The organism is Amorphus sp. MBR-141, from assembly GCF_053628695.1.
The window spans coordinates 186,308-207,049 of sequence record NZ_JBRJGW010000007.1 but is presented as its reverse complement, the minus strand read 5'-3'; the positions used below and the strand labels follow the sequence as shown (position 1 = coordinate 207,049).

Below are 20,742 nucleotides of genomic sequence, written 5' to 3'. Positions count from 1 at the left end.
ATTCGTCCTTCCTGCCACCGGAACGCGTGAACACCCCAGCTATGTTGCATCGCATAGGCCCGGCGGGTCGCGGATAATGTCCATCCGCGGGGCGGTTCGTCAATCTCCCGGCCCGCGAGCGCAACTCCGGCGTGCGCAACCGAGGCCGAGTGCCGAGAGCGCGAGGGCCGCAAACAGCGGGAGATCGCCGAACCGGGCATAGGGCGGCGGCGCGATGGCGGCGGGGAGATCCGCGTCGATGACGCCGGTTTCATCCAGCCCGAGCCGGTCGAGGACGCGGCCATAGGGATCGACGAGCGCGGAAATCCCGGTGTTCGCGGCGCGAACGACCGGCACCCCCTCCTCGACGGCGCGCACGCGCGCCTGGAGCAGGTGCTGGTGGGGCCCCGGCGTACGGCCGAACCAGGCGTCGTTCGTCACATTCAGCAGCCATGCCGGCCGGTCCCTCGGATCGACTGCCGCGCCGGGAAAGATGATCTCGTAGCAGATGAGCGGACCGACGGACGGCAGGCCGTCGAGATGCAGTGTGACCCGGTCGTGGCCGGCGGAGAAGCCGCCGGGGAGTTCCGTCAGCTGCCGCAGACCGACGCGCTCGAGAAAGTCCTGGAACGGCAGATATTCGCCGAACGGGACCAGGTGAACCTTGTCGTAGAGCGGCCGAACGGTTCCATCGCGCGTGACCTCGAGGATGCTGTTGAAATAGTCGGTGACGGCCGGATCGGACTTCCGCGGCTGGTGACGCACCGCTCCGGTCAGCAACCGGCCGCCCTCGGGCAGGATGTCGCCGATCGCCTCCGCCGCCAGCGGGGCGTCCGACAGGAAGAACGGGATCGCCGATTCCGGCCAGATCACGAGAAGGTTGTCCGGGAGATCACCGCCGCCGGCCGGCGGTTCCTCCGACAGCGCGAGATAGGTCTCGAAGACCTGGCTGCGCAGCTCCGGGTTCCACTTCTCGGTCTGGTCGATCGACGGTTGGACGATGCGCAGCGGCGTGGCAGGTGCGGCGGGAGTGGCGGCGCCGCCGTCCGCCAGGCGGAGGGTTCCGTAGCCGTAGAGCCCGCCCAGCACGGCCAGCGCCGCGATGCAGGCAGCCGTGCCGCGCCGCCCCATGAACCGGCCGCCCGAGACCAGCATGGCGGGCGCCGCGAAGATCAGCACGGCGAGGAAGGCGAGGCCGTAGGCACCCACCAGCGCGGCGCCCTGCATGGTCGCCTCGTTTACTGCCAGCGCGTAGCCGAAGCCGTTCCAGGGAAAGCCGGTCAGGATGTGGCCACGCAGCCATTCGGCGGCGGCGAAGCCGACCGCGAGCGCAACGACCCGCCCTGGGCCCGGCATCCAAAGCAGCGCGGCGAGGACGGTGGCAACGGCGGAGAACAGCGCGAGGCCGGCGGGCAGACCCGTCACCGCGAACGGGATCATCCATCCGAACGCGGCCGCCTCCACCAGGAACGCGCTGCCGATCCACCACAGCCCGAGGAGAAAATAGCCGAAGCCGAACCACCAGCCGATCCAGCCGGCCGCCACGAGACGGCGCCGTGGCGATGCTTCGCGGGCGGCTCCGTCGAGCAGCAGCACGAGGATCGGCAGGGTCAGCAGCAGGATGACGGAAAGATTGAGCGGCGGCAGCGAGGCGGCCGAACCGGCACCTGCCGCAAACGCCAGCAGCCGGCGCGGCCAGCCTGGCACCGCGAAAAGGGCCGGCAGCGGACGGACGGGAGACACCGTCGGCCCGGCGGCCGGCCCTTCCCTGATCACGTGTCGGCAGGCTCCGGAGCCCGTGCGGCGGTTTCGACCCGCTTGCGACTCCCACGCACGGAAGGCCGGCGGCGGTAGAGACGCAGTCGGCGGATGCGCCGGGGATCGGCGTCGAGCACCTCGAACTCGAAACCCGGAAGCTGCGGCGTCGAGATCAGCTCGCCGCGAACCGGAATCCGGCCAAGCAGGGTGAACATCAGCCCCCCGAGGGTATCGACGTCGTCGCCATGCTCACCGACGACGAAATCGCTGCCGATTTCCTCCTGGGCGTCGTCGAGGGCGACGCGCGCGTCCGCCAGCCAGACGTCGTCGCCGATGCGGGCGATCATCGGCTCTTCGGAATCGTCGTGCTCGTCCTCGATGTCGCCGACGACCGTCTCGACCAGATCCTCCAGGGACGCCAGACCGTCGGTGCCGCCGTATTCGTCGATCACCAGGGCCATCTGGATGCGCGTCGCCTGCATCTTCGCCATCAGGTCGGCGGCCGGCATCGACGGCGGTACGAACAGCACCGGCCGAATGATCCCCATGTCGCACAGGGCCGTGCCGAGATCGACCTGACGCAGGTCCAACGCCGGGCCTTCGGCCTCGAGCGTGCTGGCGCGCTCGGCGATGTAGGACATGACGTCCTTGATGTGGACCATGCCGATGGGGTCGTCGAGGGTCTCGCGGTAGACCGGCATGCGCGAATGGCCGGCCTCGCGAAACAGCTTCAGCAGTTCCGCCAGCGCCACGCGTTCGTCGATGGAATCGATATCGGCGCGCGGGACCATGACGTCGTCGACGCGCACTTCCCGCAGGTGCAGGATGTTGCGCAACAGCCGCCGCTCTTCCGGCGTGAACGCAGCCGGGCCATCGTCCTCTTCGGCGAGGGCCGACGCGAGATTTTCGCGCAGGGACCCGTTGGTCTTGAACCCGACGGCCGAGCGCAGGCGCTCGAGCCATCCGTCCTGCGACCGTTCGGGCCCCGAACTCGCATCCTCGGCGGTCTCGGGACCGTCCGGATCAGGGTCTTGCAGGCGCGGCTCGGCCGCGCCGGTACTCTGTGGTTCGTCGTTCATTCCAGTTGAGTCCGTCACTCCATTGCCAGCGGCCGGTCTGTCGGCGTCTGGCGTGAACCCGGCCCGGGAACCGGACGGGGTTCGAACATCTCATTTAGTACGCCCTGCCACAATCGTATGACCAGAGCGCGAACGCAGTTGAGCCTTGCGTTGCAAGGATGCTCGATTTCACCGCTGGAGCGCAACTGCGCCCTGCAACGATTAACGCGTCGTCCTGTAGCCCTTGCCGATGGGAGGGACACGCCTGAAGTCATCGTCATCTAGCCGTCGTCGGCATAGGGATCGGCGATCCCGAGTTCGGCCAGCGCCAGAGTCTCCAGTCGCTCCATCGCCGCGGCCTCGTCATCGTCGACGTGATCATAGCCGAGAACATGCAGAAATCCGTGCATGACGAGATGGGTGACGTGATGGTCGAAGGGCGTGCCACCGCTCTCGGCCTCCGCGACGACCGTCTCGAAGGCGAGAACGATGTCACCTAGATGGGACGCCTCGCCGAAGCCGCCATCCCCGGAAGCCGGAAAAGACAGGACGTTGGTCGGTTTGTCCTGACCGCGAAACCCGGCATTGAGCCGGCGGACGTGTGCATCGTCGGAGAACAGGATCGCCACGCCGGCATTATCCGGCACGGAGATGTCGCCAGCCTTGCAGGCTACAGCGATCGCCTCATCGCAGATCCGCTGGAGTGCGTCCTCGGCCGGCCAGGCGTCCGTCTCCCGCACGATCTCGGCCGAGACCGTTGCGGGCACGCATGCCTCATGTCCCGTCACGGCTCCTTCCGACCCGGCGTCGCATGGGCAGACGGAGTGGCGGCCTTCGGGCGCCGGTCCTCCTCGCGCTGAGCCAGTGCATCGCGGCTGGACTGGTCGTAGGCGCGGACGATGCGCGCAACGAGCTCATGACGCACTACGTCGGCGTCGGTGAAGCGGATCGTGGCAATGCCCTCGACCCCGTCGAGGAGCGACACTGCCTCGCGGAGACCGGAAACCTGACCCGGCGGCAGGTCGACCTGGCTCGGGTCGCCGGTGACGATCATCTTGGAATTCTCGCCGAGACGCGTCAGGAACATCTTCATCTGCATCGACGTGGTGTTCTGCGCCTCGTCGAGAATCACCACGGCGTTGGAGAGCGTGCGGCCGCGCATGAAGGCGAGCGGCGCCACTTCAATCATGCCCGACGTGAGCCCCCGCTCGACCTTTTCCGGCGGCATCATCTCGTACAGCGCGTCGTAGAGCGGCCGCAGATAGGGATCGATCTTCTCGCGCATGTCGCCGGGCAGGAAGCCGAGCCGCTCGCCGGCTTCGACGGCAGGTCGCGACAGGATGAGGCGCGCAACGTCGCCGCGCTCCAGCAGCGTGGCCGCATAGGCGACGGCCAGGAAGGTCTTGCCGGTTCCTGCCGGTCCAAGCCCGAAGATCAGGTCGGCCCGGTCCATGGCCCGGATATAGGCGTCCTGGGTAGGCGTGCGCGCGACGACGGTGCGCTTGCGGGTGGAGACCTGCGCGAGGGCGAGCCGTCCATCCTGCTCGAGCGTCGGCAGGGTGAGCTGGCCTTCGGAGGCCTGCGCCATCCGCAGCGAACCCTCGATGTCGCCCGGCTCCAGGTCGTGCCCCTTCTTCAGCCGGTGGTAGAGGGACTCCAGCGCGGTGCGCGCGGTTTCGCAGGCGTCGTGCAGTCCCTTGATCGTCACCTGGTTGCCGCGTGCGACCACCTCGATCCCCAGCCGCTGCTCGATCAGCGCGAGGTTCTGGTCGAACTGGCCGAAGAGCGCGCCGGCAAGCCGGTTGTCGTCGAATGCGAGAACGATGTGGGTGATGTCGGAGGCCGGCACGATGGGCCGCCCGGCCGTGGAGCGCTTGCCCGCGGTCAAGCGGCGCCCCCGAGCGATGCGAGGGGCGAAGGGGCGCGGGCGGACCCGGCCGGCTCGGCGAACAGGCTGTGTCCGGCAACTTCCGTAACGGTAATCGGCATGATCTCTCCGATGGCGCCGTGCGGCGCGGAAAGGTGAACCGGTTGCAGATAGGGCGAACGGCCGGTGATCTGTCCCGACCTCCGTCCAGGCTTTTCGAGCAGAACGTCGAAGGTGCGGCCGACCATCGACCGGTTGAAGGCATCCGACTGGGCGTTGAGAAGCGCCTGCAGACGCTGAAGGCGCTCGTTCATCACGACATCCGGCACCTGGTCGTCCCGACCGGCGGCCGGCGTACCCGGCCGCGGCGAGTACTTGAACGAATAGGCGGACGCGTAGCCGACGGTCTCGACGAGGCGCATCGTGTCCTCGAAATCGGCGTCGGTCTCTCCGGGAAACCCGACGATGAAGTCGCCCGACAGCGCGATATCGGGGCGCACCGTCCTGATCCGATCGATCAGCCGCAGATAGTCGTCGGCGACGTGGCGGCGGTTCATGGCCGCCAGGATCCGGTCGGACCCCGACTGCACCGGCAGATGCAGGTAGGGCATCAGGGCCGGCAGGTCGCGGTGCGCCTCGATCAGGCTGTCGGTCATGTCGCGGGGATGGCTGGTGGTGTAGCGCAGCCGCGCCAGGCCCGCGATTTCGGCAAGCGCGTGCACCAGCCGTGCGAGATCCCAGATCCGGCCGTCGGGTCCCTCCCCGTGATAGGCGTTGACGTTCTGGCCGAGCAGCGTGATCTCGCGCACGCCAGCCGCCGCCAGGTCGCGCGCCTCGGAGAGGATCTTGGACACCGGGCGGGAGATCTCGGCGCCGCGCGTGTACGGCACCACACAGAAGGCGCAGAACTTGTCGCAGCCTTCCTGGACGGTGAGGAACGCGGTGGGCCCGCGCGCGATCAGGCCGGGCTTAGTCCTTCGCGGCAACGCGTCGAACTTGTCCTCGGCCGGAAACTCGATGTCGACCACCCCCGGACGGGCCCGCGACCGGCGCAGCAGATCCGGCAGCCGGTGATAGGCCTGCGGACCGACGACGAAGTCGACCGACGGCGCACGCCGCACGATCTCGTCGCCTTCGGCCTGTGCCACGCAGCCGGCCACACCGACGGTGAGATCGCCGCCCGCAGCCTTCCGTTCTTCCTTCAGGATCCGCATCCTGCCCAGTTCGGAATAGACCTTTTCGGCCGCCTTTTCCCGGATGTGGCAGGTGTTCAAGAGCACCAGATCGGCATCCTCCACGGTCGCAGCCGGAAGATAGCCCTCTGTCGCCAGTGCCTCGCCCATGCGCTCTGCGTCATAGACGTTCATCTGACAGCCATAGCTCTTGATGAATACGCGCTTTGTTCCCGTCATCACCACCGCTTCTGCTCGTCCCTCCGGGGTGCCGCAGAATGGGGACGAACGCAAGGGCGCAGGCCGTCACAATCCAGTCTCGGACCGCCATTCGGCGCAATTTGCGGAGACCTTGGCGCGGAAAGCACACTCACAGGACGGCCCTGGACCTCGACTGCCCCGTCGCCGCCAGCAGGGCCGGCACATCCCGGGCAAGCACGGCTTCGGAGAACAGATAGCCCTGTCCGAGATCGCAGCCCCGCTCCTTCAGCCACAGCGCGTCATCCAGGGTCTCCACCCCCTCGGCCGTCACCTTGAGGCCCAGGCTGTGGCCGAGCGCCACCACGAGGTCCACGACGGTCTCGGAGACGTCTTCCGTGCCGCGACGCCGGATAAAGGACTTATCGATCTTGATCTTGTCGATGGGCAGCTCGTGCAGGTGCCGCAGATTGGAGTAGCCGGTACCGAAATCGTCGAGAGCGATCGCGATGCCGACGGACTTCAGCGCCAATACGATTTCGAGCGCCAGAGGAAAGTCCTGCACGAGGGCATTTTCGGTGATTTCGATCTCCAGACGACGGGCCGGCAGCCCGGTGCGCTCCAGGCTGTCGAGCACGGTGGTCACCAGGGCGCGCTCGCCCAGTTGCAGGGGCGAGGCGTTGACGGCGATGGTCAATCTGCCCTCCCATTCCACAGCGGCGCGGCAGGCCTCGTCGAGAACGAGGGCGAAGACCTGGTCGATGAGGCCCGCATCTTCCGCCAGCGGGATGAACACCTCGCCGCCCAACCGTCCGTGAACCGGATGGTGCCAGCGCGCCAGCACCTCGAAGCCGACGATCTGCCCGCTGCCGAAATCCACGAACGGCTGGAAGTAGGGAACGATGGAACCGCTCTCCAGCGCCTTCGGCAAATCCGCCTCCAGCGACAGGCGGTGGCGGATCTCCAGATCGACGTCGGAATCGAACGAGGCGTAGGTGTTCCGGCCGCCGGCCTTCGCCCGGCTCATCGACAGGTCGGCGCGCTGCAGAAGGACTTCGCGACTCGTCCCGTCGCGCGGGTAGATGGCGATGCCGATGCTGGCCGTGATCGTCAGCTCCACGCCGGTGATGCTGATCGGCTTGCGCGTCTCCTTGAGGAGGCGGCGCACCGTGCGCACCATGTCGCCCTCCTCTCCCCCGCCGACGATCAGGATGGCGAATTCGTCGGCGCCGAGCCGGGCCACGAAGTGGGGCGCGCGCGCCACCTTGCGGATGCGCTTGGCCACCTCCTGCAGGAGCACGTCGCCGCCGCTGTGTCCGTAGAGGTCGTTGATCGACCGGAAGCGGTCGAGGTCGAGCACCACCAGCGTCAGCTGGGTGCCGTCGGCTGCCGCGGTCTCCAGCCACCAATCGAAGATCTGCAGGAAATAGCGACGGTTCGGCAGCCCCGTGAGGGGATCGTAGAGCGCCAGTTGGACGGCGGTCCCTTCCGCCTCCTGGCGCCGCGCCACTTCGCGCCGGAGATCGTGCGAATAGACCGCAAGCACGGCGATGAGCGCCAGCGTCGTCACGATGCTCAGATTGACGATGTGCGAGAAGGCCCCGCCCGGTGCCGCGTGTGCGTACCGATAAACCGCTCCGACGACGTCCAGCGCGGTCAGTGCGCCGAGCGCCAAGACTGCACATACCGCGATCGCGATGTAGAGCCAGCGCCGGGTGCGATGCCAGCGGCGCACCGAATCGGACTCCTGCAGCGGGCGATTTGAAACCATGGGGAAGGGTCCCCGCAATCGCTGCCGAAAGCAAGCTCGGCGGACCGGCCACGGAGAGGCTCGCGCGGTCGCTACGATCGTTTCGTCAAGCCGGTCCCAGCGCTGGCACGGCGGCCTTCTCGCTGCGGCCGGTCAGGGCCCGCACCGTCGCGCTTCGAACGATCTCCTCGGCCTTGCGCGCGATTTCCTTGCGGTCGCTACCCGGGCCGAACGGCACGGCCTCCCCCCAGGTGATCTCCACGTCCAGGGGGCCCTTCTTCAGGATGCCCCAGAGGTGCGGCGCCATGTCCATATCGCCGTACCAGGCGACGATCGGCCGGCGGTAGCGCCCGAGCGGCAGGCCGTGGAGGCGGGTGTAGGCGATGGCCAGTGGTTGCACCCAGATCCGGTCGTTCTCGGCGGCCACCGCCTCCTTCGCCGCGCCGATCAGCGCGGTGCGGAACGGCAGCACGAAGGTGCCACTCGAAGAGGTGCCCTCGGCGAACAGCACCATCACGTCGCCGAGGCGCAGGCGCTCGGCGATCTTTCCGGCGACGGCGCCGGTGGCGTGGCGGCGGGTGCGGTCGACGAAGATCGTGCGCTGCAGCTTGGCGAACAGGCCGAACACCGGCCATTTCGCCACTTCGGCCTTGGCGATGAAGGAGAGCGGCATCAGCGATCCGAGCACGACGATGTCGAGCCAGGAGACGTGGTTCGCGGCAATCATCAACGGACGGGCGGCGGACGGTGCGCCGCGCTGGACGACGCGGATGCCGAGCAGCCGGGTGGCAATGCGATGCCACGTCATCGGGATGCGCTCGGCGCGCCGCGAGCCCGTCCACAGCGCGATGTACTGCGCCGGGATCAGCACCAGCGTGACCACGGTCAGCGACAGGATAATCAGAATGGCCCGGATCACACCCATGAGCGTCAGCGCGTCTTCTTGGCCGGATCGTCGAGGGGAACACCGTAGAGTTCGAGCCGGTGATCCACCAGCCGGAAACCGAGTTCTCGGGCGATCTTCTCCTGAAGGAGTTCGATCTCCTCGTGCCGGAACTCCACCACCCGGCCGGTACGAAGGTCGATCAGATGGTCGTGGTGCTCGTCGGGCACGGATTCATACCGCGACCGCCCGTCGCGGAAATCGTGACGCTCGATGATGCCGGCGTCCTCGAACAGCTTCACCGTGCGGTAGACCGTCGAGATCGAAATGCGCGAATCGACGTCGGCAGCGCGTCGATGCAATTCCTCGACGTCGGGATGGTCGGACGACGCTTCGATGACGCGCGCGATGACGCGGCGCTGCTCCGTCATCCGCATCCCCTTGGCGACGCACTGCTCCTCGAGAGACGGTTCGCTACGGCTGTCCTCTTCGGCCACCGGCCAATCTCCCGGTTCGCGGGGGGAACGGATCGCCCGGCACCTGCCGAAATCCGCCGTCCCGGCGATCGCTGTGTTCCGTTTCCCGTCACCGGCCCCCCGGTCGCGCGAGCGGCAATCGGCGACCCATCTGGCGCGATTAGCCAAGATCGCAGCGCATGACAAGCGCCAGCCCGCCGTTCGCGTCCGCTCCCGAATAATAGGCCGGCCGCTCGCCCACCATCCTGAAGCCGAGCCCGCGGTAGATTGCAAGCGCCGGGGCGTTGTCGAAGGCCACCTCGAGGAAGACATGGTCGATGCGCTCGCGATAGAGCCGGCGCAGCGCTTCGGCGACGAGGCTCCGCCCGGTCCCGCCACCCCGGTTGGACGGATGCACCGCGACGGTGAGAATCTCCGCCTCGTCGGCGACGGTGCGCAGGAGAAGAAATCCGACGGGGCGCGTGCTGGTCCACCAGGACGCGCGCCGTGCGACAAGCACGCTCACGCCAGGGGTCGACACGAGCGCGGCGATCTCGTCGGCGGTCCACTCCTGGGTGAACGACGCGCGGTGGATCTCGGCGATGACGGAAATGTCGTCGACGGTCGCCTCCTCGATCACCCGCGGCAGCGCTGTCCACAGGAACCCGATCATCGCCGCGCTCCGGCGATCGGGACCGCGGGTTTGGCGTCCGGCGCCTTCAGATAGCTGGGGCGGGCGGGCGCGAACGGCGGCCGGGCGGCAAGCGCGAGCTCGACGAGGGCGGCCACCTCGGGCGCTCCCGCAGGGTCCACGGGCCCCGGCACGCCACCGGCGGCGGCGATGGCCTCGGCGAGGAAAGCCGCTCCCGAGCCGACGAGCACAGCGTTCTCGGGGATCGTGGCGGCGAACGCGTCGATCGGCACATGGGCCGCTGCGCCGGCCGGAACCAGGCCGGGTCCAAACAGCTGCGCGTAGACGGCGCCGTGGCGCGCATCGATCGCGGCTGCGCACGCCTGCCCGGCACCCATCCGCGCGCCCGCAGCGATCGCAGCCAGACTGGAAATACCGACCACCGGGCAGCCGACGACGAGCGCGAGGCCGCGGGCAGCAGCGACGCCGATGCGCAGGCCCGTGAAGCTGCCCGGGCCCACCACCACGCCGATGCGTCCAATGTCCGAATAGGTCAGGCCTGCCGCAGCCAATGCCCGATCGGCGAGCGCGACGATCGTCTCCGACTGTCCCACCGCGGGCATGAGGCGCTCATGGGCTTCAACCCCCTCCGCGCTGCCGACGACCGCCTGGCAGGCGTCGAGCGCCGTGTCGAGGACGAGGACGTGCATCGGCTTCACCAGACCCGGAACGACTTGGAAATCCGGCGCGCGCGCAACGCCCGCACCGGCAACGGCGGTGCCCGCTATAGCCTATTTGCGCGGCCGGGGCACATCCATCCGGTCACATATTCCACCGATCCCGCCGCGCCGCGCCGGCAGGACATACCCATGGCGAGGCGTCGGTCCGGAGCGACCCGACGCGGGCGCAGACGTTTCACACGGAGCAAGGCACGTAGGAGGTCAGGCCTCGACGGCCCGGACCTCCTGAACTTCCGGCAGGAAGTGGCGCATCAGGTTTTCGATGCCCATGCGCAGTGTCGCCGTCGAGGACGGGCAACCGGCACACGCGCCGCGCATCGACAGGAAGACCACGCCGTCGCGGAAGCCCCGGAAGGTGATGTCGCCACCATCGTTGGCAACCGCCGGGCGGACGCGCTCGTCGAGGATCTCCTTGATCGTCGCGACGGTGGCCTCGTCCTTCGGCTCGTAGAACTCATCGCCGACGGTCTCGACGCTGCCTTCCACGATCACCGGCGCATCCGAGAGGTAGTGCTCCATGATCGCGCCGAGGATGGCCGGCTTGAGATGCTGCCAGTCCTGCTCGTCCTTCGTCACCGACACGAAGTCGGCGCCCAGGAACACGCCGGTGACGCCGGGAACGGCGAACAGGCGCTGGGCCAGCGGCGAGGTTTCGGCGTCGTCGAGAGAGCGAAATTCGCGCGTCCCGTCGCCGAGCACGGTCTCGCCGGGCAGGAACTTCAGGGTCTGCGGATTGGGAGTGGGTTCGGTCTGGATAAACATGGTACCTCCGTTGCGGTTCAAGGCCGCACTGATGGACCGGAACATGGACCTGTTATCGGGTGCCGACGCCCCGGCTTCAAGAGCAGAAGCGACGGGCCGGTGCCTCCATCCGTCGCGGCGGGATCAGTCGTTGGCCGAGAACGGATCGTCTTCGGCCTCGTCCGCCACCGCCGGTCCGCCGGCGGCTTGGTCGCCAAGCAGTCCCGACGCAAACGCCTTCTTCTCGAAGACTTCGAACCAGGCCCGCATTTCGGCAAGCCCCGACGTCGCCTCCCAGATGTCGATGTCGTAGCGCTCGACCAGCTCTTCCGGATCCCATTCGAGCGCCTCGAACAGCGGCTCCTCGTTGAGTTCGGTCAGACGCCAGACTTCCGAATCGCAGAACGGCAGGCGGATGATGTCCACTTCCGGGTGCGCGGCCAGCGCCAGCAGCTTCTCGCGCGCGGGCTCGCTCAGCACCTTGCCGTCCGCCTCGTTGATGATCACGAAGATGCGGCCGAGGGGAAACAGCCGACCTTCCAGGAAGGTGCCGGCGAGGCTCACCGCCTGGTCGACCGAATGCATGGTCGACTTGCAGACGACACAGGCGTCGAGGCCCGGCGCACCGCGCTTCTGCAGCACGGTGGCGGCGTGGCGCTGCTCCGCCCAGTCGAGAACCCGGTCGATGACGTTGGCGCCGAGATCGATCACCGCGCCGCCCTCCACCAGCACGTCGCCGAGACGGTCCCAGTAGCGGATGGAGCGATTCATGTCGTCGCTCGTCTTCACGTCCTGGAAGGTCGCGCCGATCCCCAGCTCGGTCACCCGGCCCGGATAGAGCTTGCCGAGCTTTGAGCGCGCGTCGCGCCCGAGGAAATCGGCCGAATAGAGCGTGTGCGGGATGTTGTTGCGCTGGCAGACGGTGTGGATCAGCTGGGCGACGGTGGTCTTGCCCTGCCCGCCGCTGCGCGCCGCGCAGATGATGGACCGCCGCCTGGCCGGTTCGCTGGACTTCGGCGCCTTCGCCATGGTTCCCCGCCTCGTTTCCTGATGGGCAGGCGACGGCCGCCTGCTTCCAACGCCTGCCGTCAGACGCACTTCGCGTCACCTGAGGGCGAAAAGATGTTTGCGGCCTTAACGTCGTCTCCCGCAGCCGCTTTTTGCAAGGCCGCTCCGGTCAGATTTCGTCCGTGGTGCGCGACGACGATCTGACGGTGGATTTCGGCACGCGCGAAGGGCGCCAGGACGAGGGTGCGGAACTGCCGCCCGCTGCTGCGGACTGGCCGTTGGCGAGATCGCCGACGAGCCGCGCACCCGCTTCCACCGAAAGCGACCCGTAACTCACCCGACCTTCGACCAGGCCGGTCGAGCGCACCGCAAGCTGCCCGGAAAGGTCGACGGTGCCCTCGACCGTCCCCATGACATCCGCGGTCTCGCCAGCCACTGTGCCGGTGACGCGCCCGGTTTCGCCGACGATCAGATGGGTTGCCTGCAGCACGCCATGGACTTCGCCGTCGACCTTGGCGATGCCCATGACCTTCACGGTCGCGTTCTCGACCACCGTTTCCGGACCCACATAGAACTGGTGCTCGTTGGCGTCAGCCATTGGTGCCCCTCCCGAAGATGATCCCCGGGCGGAGGCGCGCTCCGCCGTCGGCGGCCCCGACACCAGGCCGCTGGTCGCAGGATCGACATCTACTTTGGAACCCGTGCGGTTGCCAGCAGCGAATGCCGGCAGCAGCGCCCGGTCTTGTCGGGGCGGCCCTTCCGGTCAAGGGTCGAGGCGCTTCTGATCGCGGCGTGCCCGTCCTGTCTCAGGCGAGGCCGCCGATGTCCTCATCCGACAGATCCCCCGGAACGATGGTGACCGGGATGTGAAATCCGCTCGACGCGCTTACCACCGACGTCACCAGCGGGCCCGGCCCGTCCGACCCCGTGCCGGCGGCGAGGACGAGGATGGCGATGTCGACGTCCTCGTCGATGAGGTTGCGGATTTCCTCGGCACGCGCCCCTTCGCGGATGACCGTCTCGGGGTCCACCTTCGCCACCGCGCGGGCGCGGTCGACGAAGCGGGAGAGAGTGGCGGCCGCCTCCTCCTCCTTCTCCTCGCGCATGATCGTCTCGACGCCGAGCCAATGCTGGAACTCGCCGGGAGAAATGACGTAGAGGAGCGTGAGCTTCCCGCCGGTGTGCTCGGCGCGGCGGGCGGCGTAGACGACGGCGCGATCGCACTCCGGCGTCTCGTCGATGACCACCAGGAACTTCCGCTGGTGACCGGGTTCGTAGCTTTTGCGCGGGCTGATCATGCGCCGACTTTGCCATCGGCGAATCCGGCCGACAAGCGGCCTCTTCGCCCTTGCAGGCCGGCTCGATCGGCTGAGACTTCAGGTCTCAATTAGCGGCGATTGTTCACGCCTTCGCGGATGACCGTGTAGTCGATCTTGAACAGATCGTTGTCTACCGGCCGGTCGAGTGCCACGTTGTAGATTGACACCTGAGTGCGCTGCCCCTGGGCATCCACCACTTCCCACTGCTTCAGTTCGTCCGTTCCCCGGTCGAAGGTCAGCGTCAGCGTACCGTCGCCGAACGCCGTGTCCTCGTGGATGGTGACGTCGACCACGTCGGGACGGACCTCCACCCGGGAGACCTTGGCATCCTTGGTCAGGTCGATCTGGTCGGACAGCAAGAAGCGCAACGGTGTGCGATTCAGCGGCCAGATGTCCTGGGTGGCGCGCTTGCGGTCGCGCACGGCAACCGAGGTGCCGTCGGCGATGATGTCGAGCTGGGAGGGCGGATTGTAGAAGAAGCGCACGAGACCGGGACGCTTCAGGGCGAACTGCCCGTCGGTGCGTCCGCCGTCCGGGCCGATCTGCACGAACTCGCCGCGCATGGTCTGAATGCCGTTGAAGTACTGGTTGATGCCCTGCAGCGCCTCGTCGGCGGAGGTCTCGGCCCGTGCGGCGGAGGCCGCGATCGTCAGTCCGGTCAACGCTGCGACGACGGCCGCGATGCGAATCCAGAACCCCGGGCCGCCATGCGAATTATGGCGCTTCGAAGTGCCGTTCATTGCGGAATGTCTCCTGAATCGAATCAGCTGCGCGCGACCGTTTCCGGCCGTTGGGCGCGCTGTTGCTACGGTTGATACCCCCCAGATTTGACGAAGTTGCGGCAGCATCACTGGTCCGCCCCCTCCGGATCACCCACCAGAATCTCGCGTTTGCCCGCGTGGTTGGCAGCCCCCACCAGGCCCTCGTCCTCCATGCGCTCGATGATCGAGGCGGCGCGGTTGTAGCCGATCGAGAGTCGGCGCTGGATGTAGCTGGTCGAGGCCTTGCGGTCGCGCAGCACCACGGCGACCGCCTTGTCATAGACGTCGTCGGATTCCGCCATGTTGTCCACGCCGGTGTCGAAGGAGGCCTGGCCGCTCTCGCCGTCCTCCTCGGTAACCTGCTCCAGATAGTCGGGCACACCCTGCGCCTTCAGATGGGCGACGATCTCCTCGACCTCCTCATCGGAGACGAACGGGCCGTGGACACGCTGGATGCGGCCGCCGCCGGCCATGTACAGCATGTCGCCCTGGCCGAGCAGCTGTTCGGCGCCCTGCTCGCCCAGGATGGTGCGGCTGTCGATCTTCGACGTCACCTGGAAGGAGATGCGGGTCGGGAAGTTCGCCTTGATGGTGCCGGTGATGACGTCGACCGACGGCCGCTGGGTCGCCATGATCAGGTGCAGGCCGGCGGCACGCGCCATCTGGGCAAGACGCTGGATCGCGCCCTCGATGTCCTTGCCGGCCACCATCATCAGGTCGGCCATCTCGTCGACGATGATGACGATGTAGGGCATCGCTTCGAAGTCGAGCGTTTCTTCCTCGAAGATCGCCTCGCCGCTTTCCCTGTCGAAACCGGTCTGCACGACGCGGGTCAGCACCTCGCCCTTCTTCTCCGCTTCGGCAAGACGGTTGTTGTAGCCGTCGATGTTGCGCACGCCGAGCTTCGCCATCTTGCGATAGCGCTCTTCCATTTCCCGGACGGCCCACTTCAACGCCACCACGGCCTTCTTGGGGTCGGTGACGACAGGCGTCAGCAGATGCGGCACGCCGTCATAGACGGAGAGTTCGAGCATCTTGGGATCAACCATGATCAGCCGGCACTGCTGGGGCGTGAGCCGGTAGAGCAGCGACAGAATCATGGTGTTGATGGACACCGACTTGCCCGAGCCGGTGGTGCCGGCGACGAGCAGATGCGGCATCCGCGCGAGATCGGTGATGACCGATTCGCCGCCGATGGTCTTGCCGAGGGCCAGCGGCAGCCGCGCCTTCGATTTCTCGAAATCGGCCGAAGCCAGCAGTTCGCGCAGGAAGACCGTCTCCCGGCGCTCGTTCGGCAGTTCGATGCCGATGGCGTTCTTGCCGGAGATGACGGCCACGCGGGCCGAGATCGCGCTCATCGACCGGGCGATGTCGTCGGCAAGGCCGATCACCCGCGACGACTTGATGCCCGGCGCGGGCTCAAGCTCGTAGAGCGTCACGACCGGGCCGGGACGCACGTTGATGATCTCACCGCGCACGCCGAAGTCGTCGAGTACCCCTTCGAGGATGCGCGCGTTCTGCTCCAGCGCCTCCGGCGTCATCCCGGTATCGCGGCGTCCGGCCGGCGGCGGCGTCAGCAGGCCGAGCGGCGGATGCTCGTATTCGCCCGGGTTGCGCAGCAGCGACGGCTGCGCCTCGCGGATGATGCGGCGGCCCGCCTTTGCGGGACCGGCCGGAGGCACAACGCGGGTCGTCTGCGATGGCGGCTCGACAGCGGTCGCGCGCGCTCCACGGCCCGGCTGCGGATTGGTCTCGAACGGCGGCGCGTCCAGCTCGTCGTCATCCTCGAACGGATCGTGGTCGGTGTCGTACGGTCCGTCGAAGTCGACCGCGTCCCCCCTGCCATCTCGAACGTCGGCGACCGCATCCGCGACATCGTCGGACCAGGCGCCAAGGTCGAAGCGGGGTTCGACGCGCGGCCGGCGCGGACGCTGAGCCGCATCGTCCTCGGCAACGAGTTCGAAGGCGTCCTCGGTCTCGGTGACGTTGAGCAGCGCGTCGCGCAGCTTCGAACCGGTGCGCAGCCGCTGCTGTGGCTGCCGCGGGGCGTCCTCGCGCCCGAAATTGCGGCGGAGGCGGGCCTTCGTCGACAGCAGCCAGTGGGTGGCCTGGCCGGCGAAGGCGCTGAACCGGCCGTCGCCCGCGTCGGCATCGTCATCCTCGGCGTCCGGCTCCTCAACGACGATCGCCGGACGACGGCTCGAGCGCTGCATCTCCTCTTTCGGGATCGACCTGCGGATGCCCAGGCCGCGCGATTCGACGGCCGCCGCCGCCAGACGGTGGCGCGGCCGGGGGGCCGCCGCCCGGCGCAGGCAGAAGATGGCCGCAACCGCGAGCGCGACGAGCGCCAGCATGCCCGGCAGGCCGGATGCAGCGCCGAACGGAGCCGCGACAAGGCTGATGACGCCGTCGCCGAGGGCGCCGCCGAGTCCGGTGGGCAGCGGCCAGCTGGCCGGCGGGGGCAGCAACGCCAGCGCGCCGGCGGCCGTCGCCACGGCCAGCAGCGTGAACGCGAAGCGCGTCCAGTGAAGATGGATCGGCCGGCGCCGCAGAAGGCGGGCCGCAACCGTCAGCGGCAGCACGAGAACGAGCGGGGCAGCAAGCCCCACCGTCTGCATCAGAAGATCGGCGGTCACCGAACCCGTCCAGCCCATCCAGTTGTGGATGGGCACGTCGGCAGCATAGCTGAGGCTCGGATCGGTCACCGACCAGCTGGCCAGCGCCGCAATCAACCCGATGGACAGCAGGATCAGCGCCGCGCCGATGGCGCGCGAGACCGGGCCAGCCAGGGCTTCGACGACGGGATGGTCGAAGAGATCGTTGAGCGGCAAGGCGCGCAGCATCGTCATCAACGGCTCCTGAACAGGTCGGCGAGGCGTGCGAGCGCCTCCTCGGTCGTGGACTCGTCCTGGACCAGCGCGATCCGCACGAACCCCTCGCCCGGGTTGGTTCCGTCGGCCATGGGCGCGCCGAGGTAGGATCCGGGCACCGCCCGGACGCCGGCTTCGGTCCACATGCGGCGGCACACCTCCGGGTCGGCGCCGAAGGGCGATACGTCGAGCCAGAGGAAGAAGCCGGCCGGCGGCGTCAGGCGGGTGAAGACATCACCCAGCGCGGCTTCGGCCAGCGCGAACTTGGCATCGTAGAGACGGCGGTTGTCCGCCACGTGCGCCTCGTCGCCGTAGGCGGCCGCGGCGACCGCCTGAGCGGGGGTCGGCACCTGGGGCGCGGCGAGATTGCGCAGGCGTGCCCAGTTGGCGAGGAACTTGGGATCGCCGGCGGCGAAGCCGCAGCGCAGGCCGGGGAGGTTCGAGCGCTTCGACAGCGAGTTGAAGACCACGATGCGCGCGGCGCTGCCGCGCTCGGCCGCCGCCTCCAGCGCGCCCGCCGGCGGCGACACCGTGGTGCGGTAGATTTCCGAATAGCACTCGTCGGAAAACACCATGAAGTCGTGCGTGTCGGCGCGCGTGAGGAGGTCGGCCCAGTCGGCCTTGCCGGCGAGCGCGCCTTGCGGATTGGAAGGCGAGGCCACGAACACCGCGATGGCCCGGTCGAGCAGGTCCGTGCCGAGCGCGTCCCAGTCGGGCATCACGCCGTGCGGCGTGGCGGCGTCGTAGGCCACGATCTCGGCGCCGACGGCGAATGCCCCGACCGAATAGGCCGGATAGCCCGGGTTGGGAACGAGGACGACGGGCCGGTCGCCGGGCTTCTTCAAATAGGCATCGGCGCCGATGGTCGCGAAATAGAGGCCCTCCCGGCTGCCGTTGAGGGGAAGGACACCGGTCTCGGGATCGATCAGCCCGGACAGCGTGAAGCGCCCGTCGAGCCAGCCGGCCACGGCGGTGCGAAAGGCCTCGGTGCCGCGGATCGCCGGGTAGTCGCCATAGCCGCGCACGTTCGCGGCGATCGTCTCGGCCACGAACGGCGGAATCGGATGGCGCGGGTTGCCGACCGCAAGATCGATCGGCGTCGCTCCGGGGGTCTCGCCGGCGATGAGCGCGGCGAGACGCTGAAAGGGAGAATCGGCAATGTGCGCCGGAAACTCTGAACGGTGCTGTCCGGTCATTATCGGTCTCGGTTTGTGCCAGGACCGATGTCTAATCGAACAAGGTTAATCCGCCATTAACCGTCCGCGCCGCCGTCGGCCGCCGGGGCGCCGCTCCGGTCCGCGGGAGCGGCGTTGAACGCCAGCTCCATCATGGCAAGCAGCCGCTTGTTGAAGGCGGCCGGATCGCTGGGCGCCTCGCCGTCGAGGATCTCGGCGCTGGCCAGCAGCATGAACGCCGCCTCCTCCAGGCGTGCCGCCTCTCCACCCCGGCTCGCCTGCTCCGACAGCGCCTTGACCAGCGCGTTGCGCGGGTTGAGTTCGAGCACCGGCGGCATGCGCCCGCCGGCCCCGCCGCGCTGGCGCGCCATCAGCCGTTCGAACTGCCGGTCGGGTCCGGCCTCGGACGCAACCAGGCAGGCCGGGCTCGTGGCCAAACGGTCGGACGTGCGCACGTCGCTCACCCGATCGCCGAGCGCCTGCTTGAAGAGCGCCGACAGCGTCGCGACGTCGCCCGCACGGGCGGCAGCGTCGTCATCCTTGCTCCCGTCGGCGTCGGAGAGCGGGATCGCGTCGAGATCCGCCTTGCCCTGGGTAACCGACTGGAACGGCTTTCCGTCGAAGCCGACCGCCGCCTGGACCCAGAACGAATCGACCGGGTCGGTCAGCAGCAGGACCTCGATGCCGCGGGCCCGGAAACCTTCCAGGTGCGGCGCCTCGGCGAGCGCTGAGGGATTCTCGCCGATCGCGTAGTAGATCGCCGTCTGGTTTTCCTTCATGGCGCCGACATAGTCGCTGAGCGAGCGCCACCCCTCCGGATCGCTGGTGGTGTGGAAGCGGGACAGCTTGAAGAGGGCATCGCGCCGCTCGGGATCCTCGTAGAGGCCCTCTTTCAACACCGCGCCGAAAGTGGCCCAGAATTTCGTATAGGCCTCAGCGTCGTTGCCGGCAGCCTTCTCCAGCTCCGACAGAACGCGGTTGGTGACCGCCTTTCGGATCGCCGCCAGCAGCGGGTTCGTCTGCAGCATCTCGCGGGAGAGGTTGAGCGGCAGGTCCTGGGAATCGATCACGCCGCGCACGAAGCGCAGCCAGGACGGCAACACGTCGGCATCGTCGGTGATGAACACCCGGCGGACATACAGCCGCACCCGGCCGCGCCGGTCCGGATCGAAGAGATCGAACGGCTGGGTCTCCGGCACGAACAGGAGGACCGTGTACTCCTGTCGGCCCTCGGCCCGGTAGTGGATCGTGAACGCCGGCGCATCCCAGTTGCCGGACACGAAATGGTAGAATTCCTTGTATTCCTCGGAGGAGATCTCGCTCTTCGGCTTCACCCACAGGGCGGTGCCGTCGACGACTTCCTTCTCGTCGCCGCCGGGATCCGGCCTGACGAACACCGGTACCGGCACGTGGGCGGAATAGTGCCGGATGGTGCGCTCGACCGTCGCTGCCTCGGCGAACTCCTTGGAGTCGTCGTTGAGGATCATGGTCACCCGGGTGCCCCGCGCCGGAGCGTCGTCACCGGCGGGCTCGACGGTGAACGAACCGGATCCGTCGGAGCGCCAGGTCCAGGCCTCCTCGGCGCCCACGGCACGGCTGACGACCACCACTTCGCTCGCCACCATGAAGGCGGAGTAGAAGCCCACGCCGAACTGACCGATGAGGCCTGATCCGTCGCCGCTGCCGGCGGCCGCCTCCAGGAAGGCACGGGTGCCGGAGCGCGCGATGGTACCGAGATTCTCGACCAGCTCGTCGCGCGTCATGCCGACGCCGTTGTCGGAAATGGTGAGGCGCCCCGCCGCCTTGTCGGTCTCGACAAGCACCTTCAGCGCGGCGTCGCCACCGAGGAGGTCGACATCGGTGACGGCGCGATAGCGCAGCTTCTCGCACGCATCAGCGGCGTTCGAGATCAGTTCGCGGAGGAAGACGTCCTTCTTAGAATAGACCGAGTGCACCATCATGTGCAGCAGCCGCGAAACGTCTGCCTCGAAGGCGCGGGTTTCGGATGCGGGCGAGGTATCGCTTTCGCCGGTCATGGCCGTTTTCACCGTCTCTTGTTGCTTCGATGTCCAGGTGCACGACCGGCCGGTGCCGGCGCGCAGGCAACGCTGTCTTGCCGAACCCACGTGCGGTTCGCAAGAGCCGCAGCCCCTGTGAGCGATAGCTAAGCAGGCGGTCGAAAAGAAAAAAGGGCCGACCTTTCGGTCGACCCTAATGCGTTAGCCTGGAGGTAGGCGATCCGGCCGCGTCGTCAGCTTCGGGGGGCTGGGGGGCTGACGATTACCAAAGCCGAGCGCGACCGGATCAACCGGATAACGCCAAACCAACCTGCAGGTTCCCCATGGCGGCGAAAGGGCTGAATTTTGTCGGAACGGGG

At 68.0% G+C, this 20,742-nt stretch carries 18 protein-coding genes; all 18 read right to left on the bottom strand.

Translation table 11 applies throughout. The annotated features are described in order from the left end of the window. Positions 1–99 precede the first annotated feature (99 nt). Positions 100–1,755, bottom strand: coding sequence for an apolipoprotein N-acyltransferase (lnt, locus tag ACSSVZ_RS12085; protein WP_453970294.1), 1,656 nt, complete (start codon positions 1,753–1,755; stop codon positions 100–102). Further along, on the bottom strand, positions 1,752–2,816 hold the full coding sequence (locus ACSSVZ_RS12080) for a hemolysin family protein (protein WP_453970293.1): 1,065 nt from the start codon (positions 2,814–2,816) through the stop codon (positions 1,752–1,754). The genes lnt and ACSSVZ_RS12080 overlap by 4 nt, the downstream gene beginning before the upstream one ends. Positions 2,817–3,076: 260 nt before the next feature. Beyond that, positions 3,077–3,562 (bottom strand): rRNA maturation RNase YbeY, encoded by a 486-nt coding sequence (ybeY, locus tag ACSSVZ_RS12075; protein ID WP_453970291.1) that lies wholly within the window; start codon positions 3,560–3,562, stop codon positions 3,077–3,079. Positions 3,563–3,579: 17 nt separating this feature from the next. Then, on the bottom strand, positions 3,580–4,683 hold the full coding sequence (locus ACSSVZ_RS12070; RefSeq protein ID WP_453970289.1) for a PhoH family protein: 1,104 nt from the start codon (positions 4,681–4,683) through the stop codon (positions 3,580–3,582). After that, positions 4,680–6,074, bottom strand: a complete 1,395-nt coding sequence (gene miaB / locus ACSSVZ_RS12065; protein WP_453970288.1) for a tRNA (N6-isopentenyl adenosine(37)-C2)-methylthiotransferase MiaB — start codon at positions 6,072–6,074, stop codon at positions 4,680–4,682. The genes ACSSVZ_RS12070 and miaB overlap by 4 nt, the downstream gene beginning before the upstream one ends. A gap of 130 nt (positions 6,075–6,204) precedes the next feature. Beyond that, on the bottom strand, positions 6,205–7,803 hold the full coding sequence (locus tag ACSSVZ_RS12060) for a putative bifunctional diguanylate cyclase/phosphodiesterase (RefSeq protein ID WP_453970287.1): 1,599 nt from the start codon (positions 7,801–7,803) through the stop codon (positions 6,205–6,207). Between the two features lie 85 nt (positions 7,804–7,888). After that, complete coding sequence (locus ACSSVZ_RS12055) at positions 7,889–8,707, bottom strand: lysophospholipid acyltransferase family protein (RefSeq protein WP_453970285.1); 819 nt, start codon at positions 8,705–8,707, stop codon at positions 7,889–7,891. Positions 8,708–8,712: 5 nt separating this feature from the next. Next, positions 8,713–9,096, bottom strand: coding sequence for a Fur family transcriptional regulator (locus tag ACSSVZ_RS12050; protein ID WP_453970432.1), 384 nt, complete (start codon positions 9,094–9,096; stop codon positions 8,713–8,715). Between the two features lie 205 nt (positions 9,097–9,301). After that, complete coding sequence (locus ACSSVZ_RS12045) at positions 9,302–9,793, bottom strand: GNAT family N-acetyltransferase (RefSeq protein WP_453970283.1); 492 nt, start codon at positions 9,791–9,793, stop codon at positions 9,302–9,304. Beyond that, a complete protein-coding gene (tsaB, locus tag ACSSVZ_RS12040; protein WP_453970282.1) occupies positions 9,790–10,461 on the bottom strand; it encodes a tRNA (adenosine(37)-N6)-threonylcarbamoyltransferase complex dimerization subunit type 1 TsaB in 672 nt (223 codons plus the stop codon). Before tsaB ends, ACSSVZ_RS12045 begins: the two co-directional genes overlap by 4 nt. A 231-nt stretch (positions 10,462–10,692) precedes the next feature. After that, a complete protein-coding gene (locus ACSSVZ_RS12035; RefSeq protein WP_453970280.1) occupies positions 10,693–11,253 on the bottom strand; it encodes a NifU family protein in 561 nt (186 codons plus the stop codon). A 123-nt stretch (positions 11,254–11,376) separates the two neighbouring features. Further along, positions 11,377–12,261, bottom strand: a complete 885-nt coding sequence (locus ACSSVZ_RS12030) for a hypothetical protein (protein WP_453970279.1) — start codon at positions 12,259–12,261, stop codon at positions 11,377–11,379. 148 nt (positions 12,262–12,409) lie between these two features. Further along, the gene (locus ACSSVZ_RS12025) at positions 12,410–12,838 is read right to left on the bottom strand and encodes a bactofilin family protein (protein ID WP_453970277.1); all 429 of its coding nucleotides are present in this window, start codon (positions 12,836–12,838) and stop codon (positions 12,410–12,412) included. 208 nt (positions 12,839–13,046) lie between these two features. Beyond that, positions 13,047–13,538: a universal stress protein gene (locus tag ACSSVZ_RS12020; protein ID WP_453970276.1), complete on the bottom strand. Its 492-nt coding sequence runs from the start codon at positions 13,536–13,538 to the stop codon at positions 13,047–13,049. A gap of 89 nt (positions 13,539–13,627) precedes the next feature. Next, positions 13,628–14,299, bottom strand: a complete 672-nt coding sequence (locus tag ACSSVZ_RS12015) for a LolA family protein (RefSeq protein ID WP_453970275.1) — start codon at positions 14,297–14,299, stop codon at positions 13,628–13,630. 107 nt (positions 14,300–14,406) lie between these two features. Then, complete coding sequence (locus ACSSVZ_RS12010; RefSeq protein ID WP_453970273.1) at positions 14,407–17,169, bottom strand: DNA translocase FtsK; 2,763 nt, start codon at positions 17,167–17,169, stop codon at positions 14,407–14,409. Further along, complete coding sequence (locus tag ACSSVZ_RS12005) at positions 17,169–18,386, bottom strand: aminotransferase class I/II-fold pyridoxal phosphate-dependent enzyme (RefSeq protein WP_453970271.1); 1,218 nt, start codon at positions 18,384–18,386, stop codon at positions 17,169–17,171. Before ACSSVZ_RS12005 ends, ACSSVZ_RS12010 begins: the two co-directional genes overlap by 1 nt. A 56-nt stretch (positions 18,387–18,442) precedes the next feature. Beyond that, the gene (gene htpG / locus ACSSVZ_RS12000) at positions 18,443–20,401 is read right to left on the bottom strand and encodes a molecular chaperone HtpG (RefSeq protein WP_453970270.1); all 1,959 of its coding nucleotides are present in this window, start codon (positions 20,399–20,401) and stop codon (positions 18,443–18,445) included. Positions 20,402–20,742 lie beyond the last annotated feature (341 nt).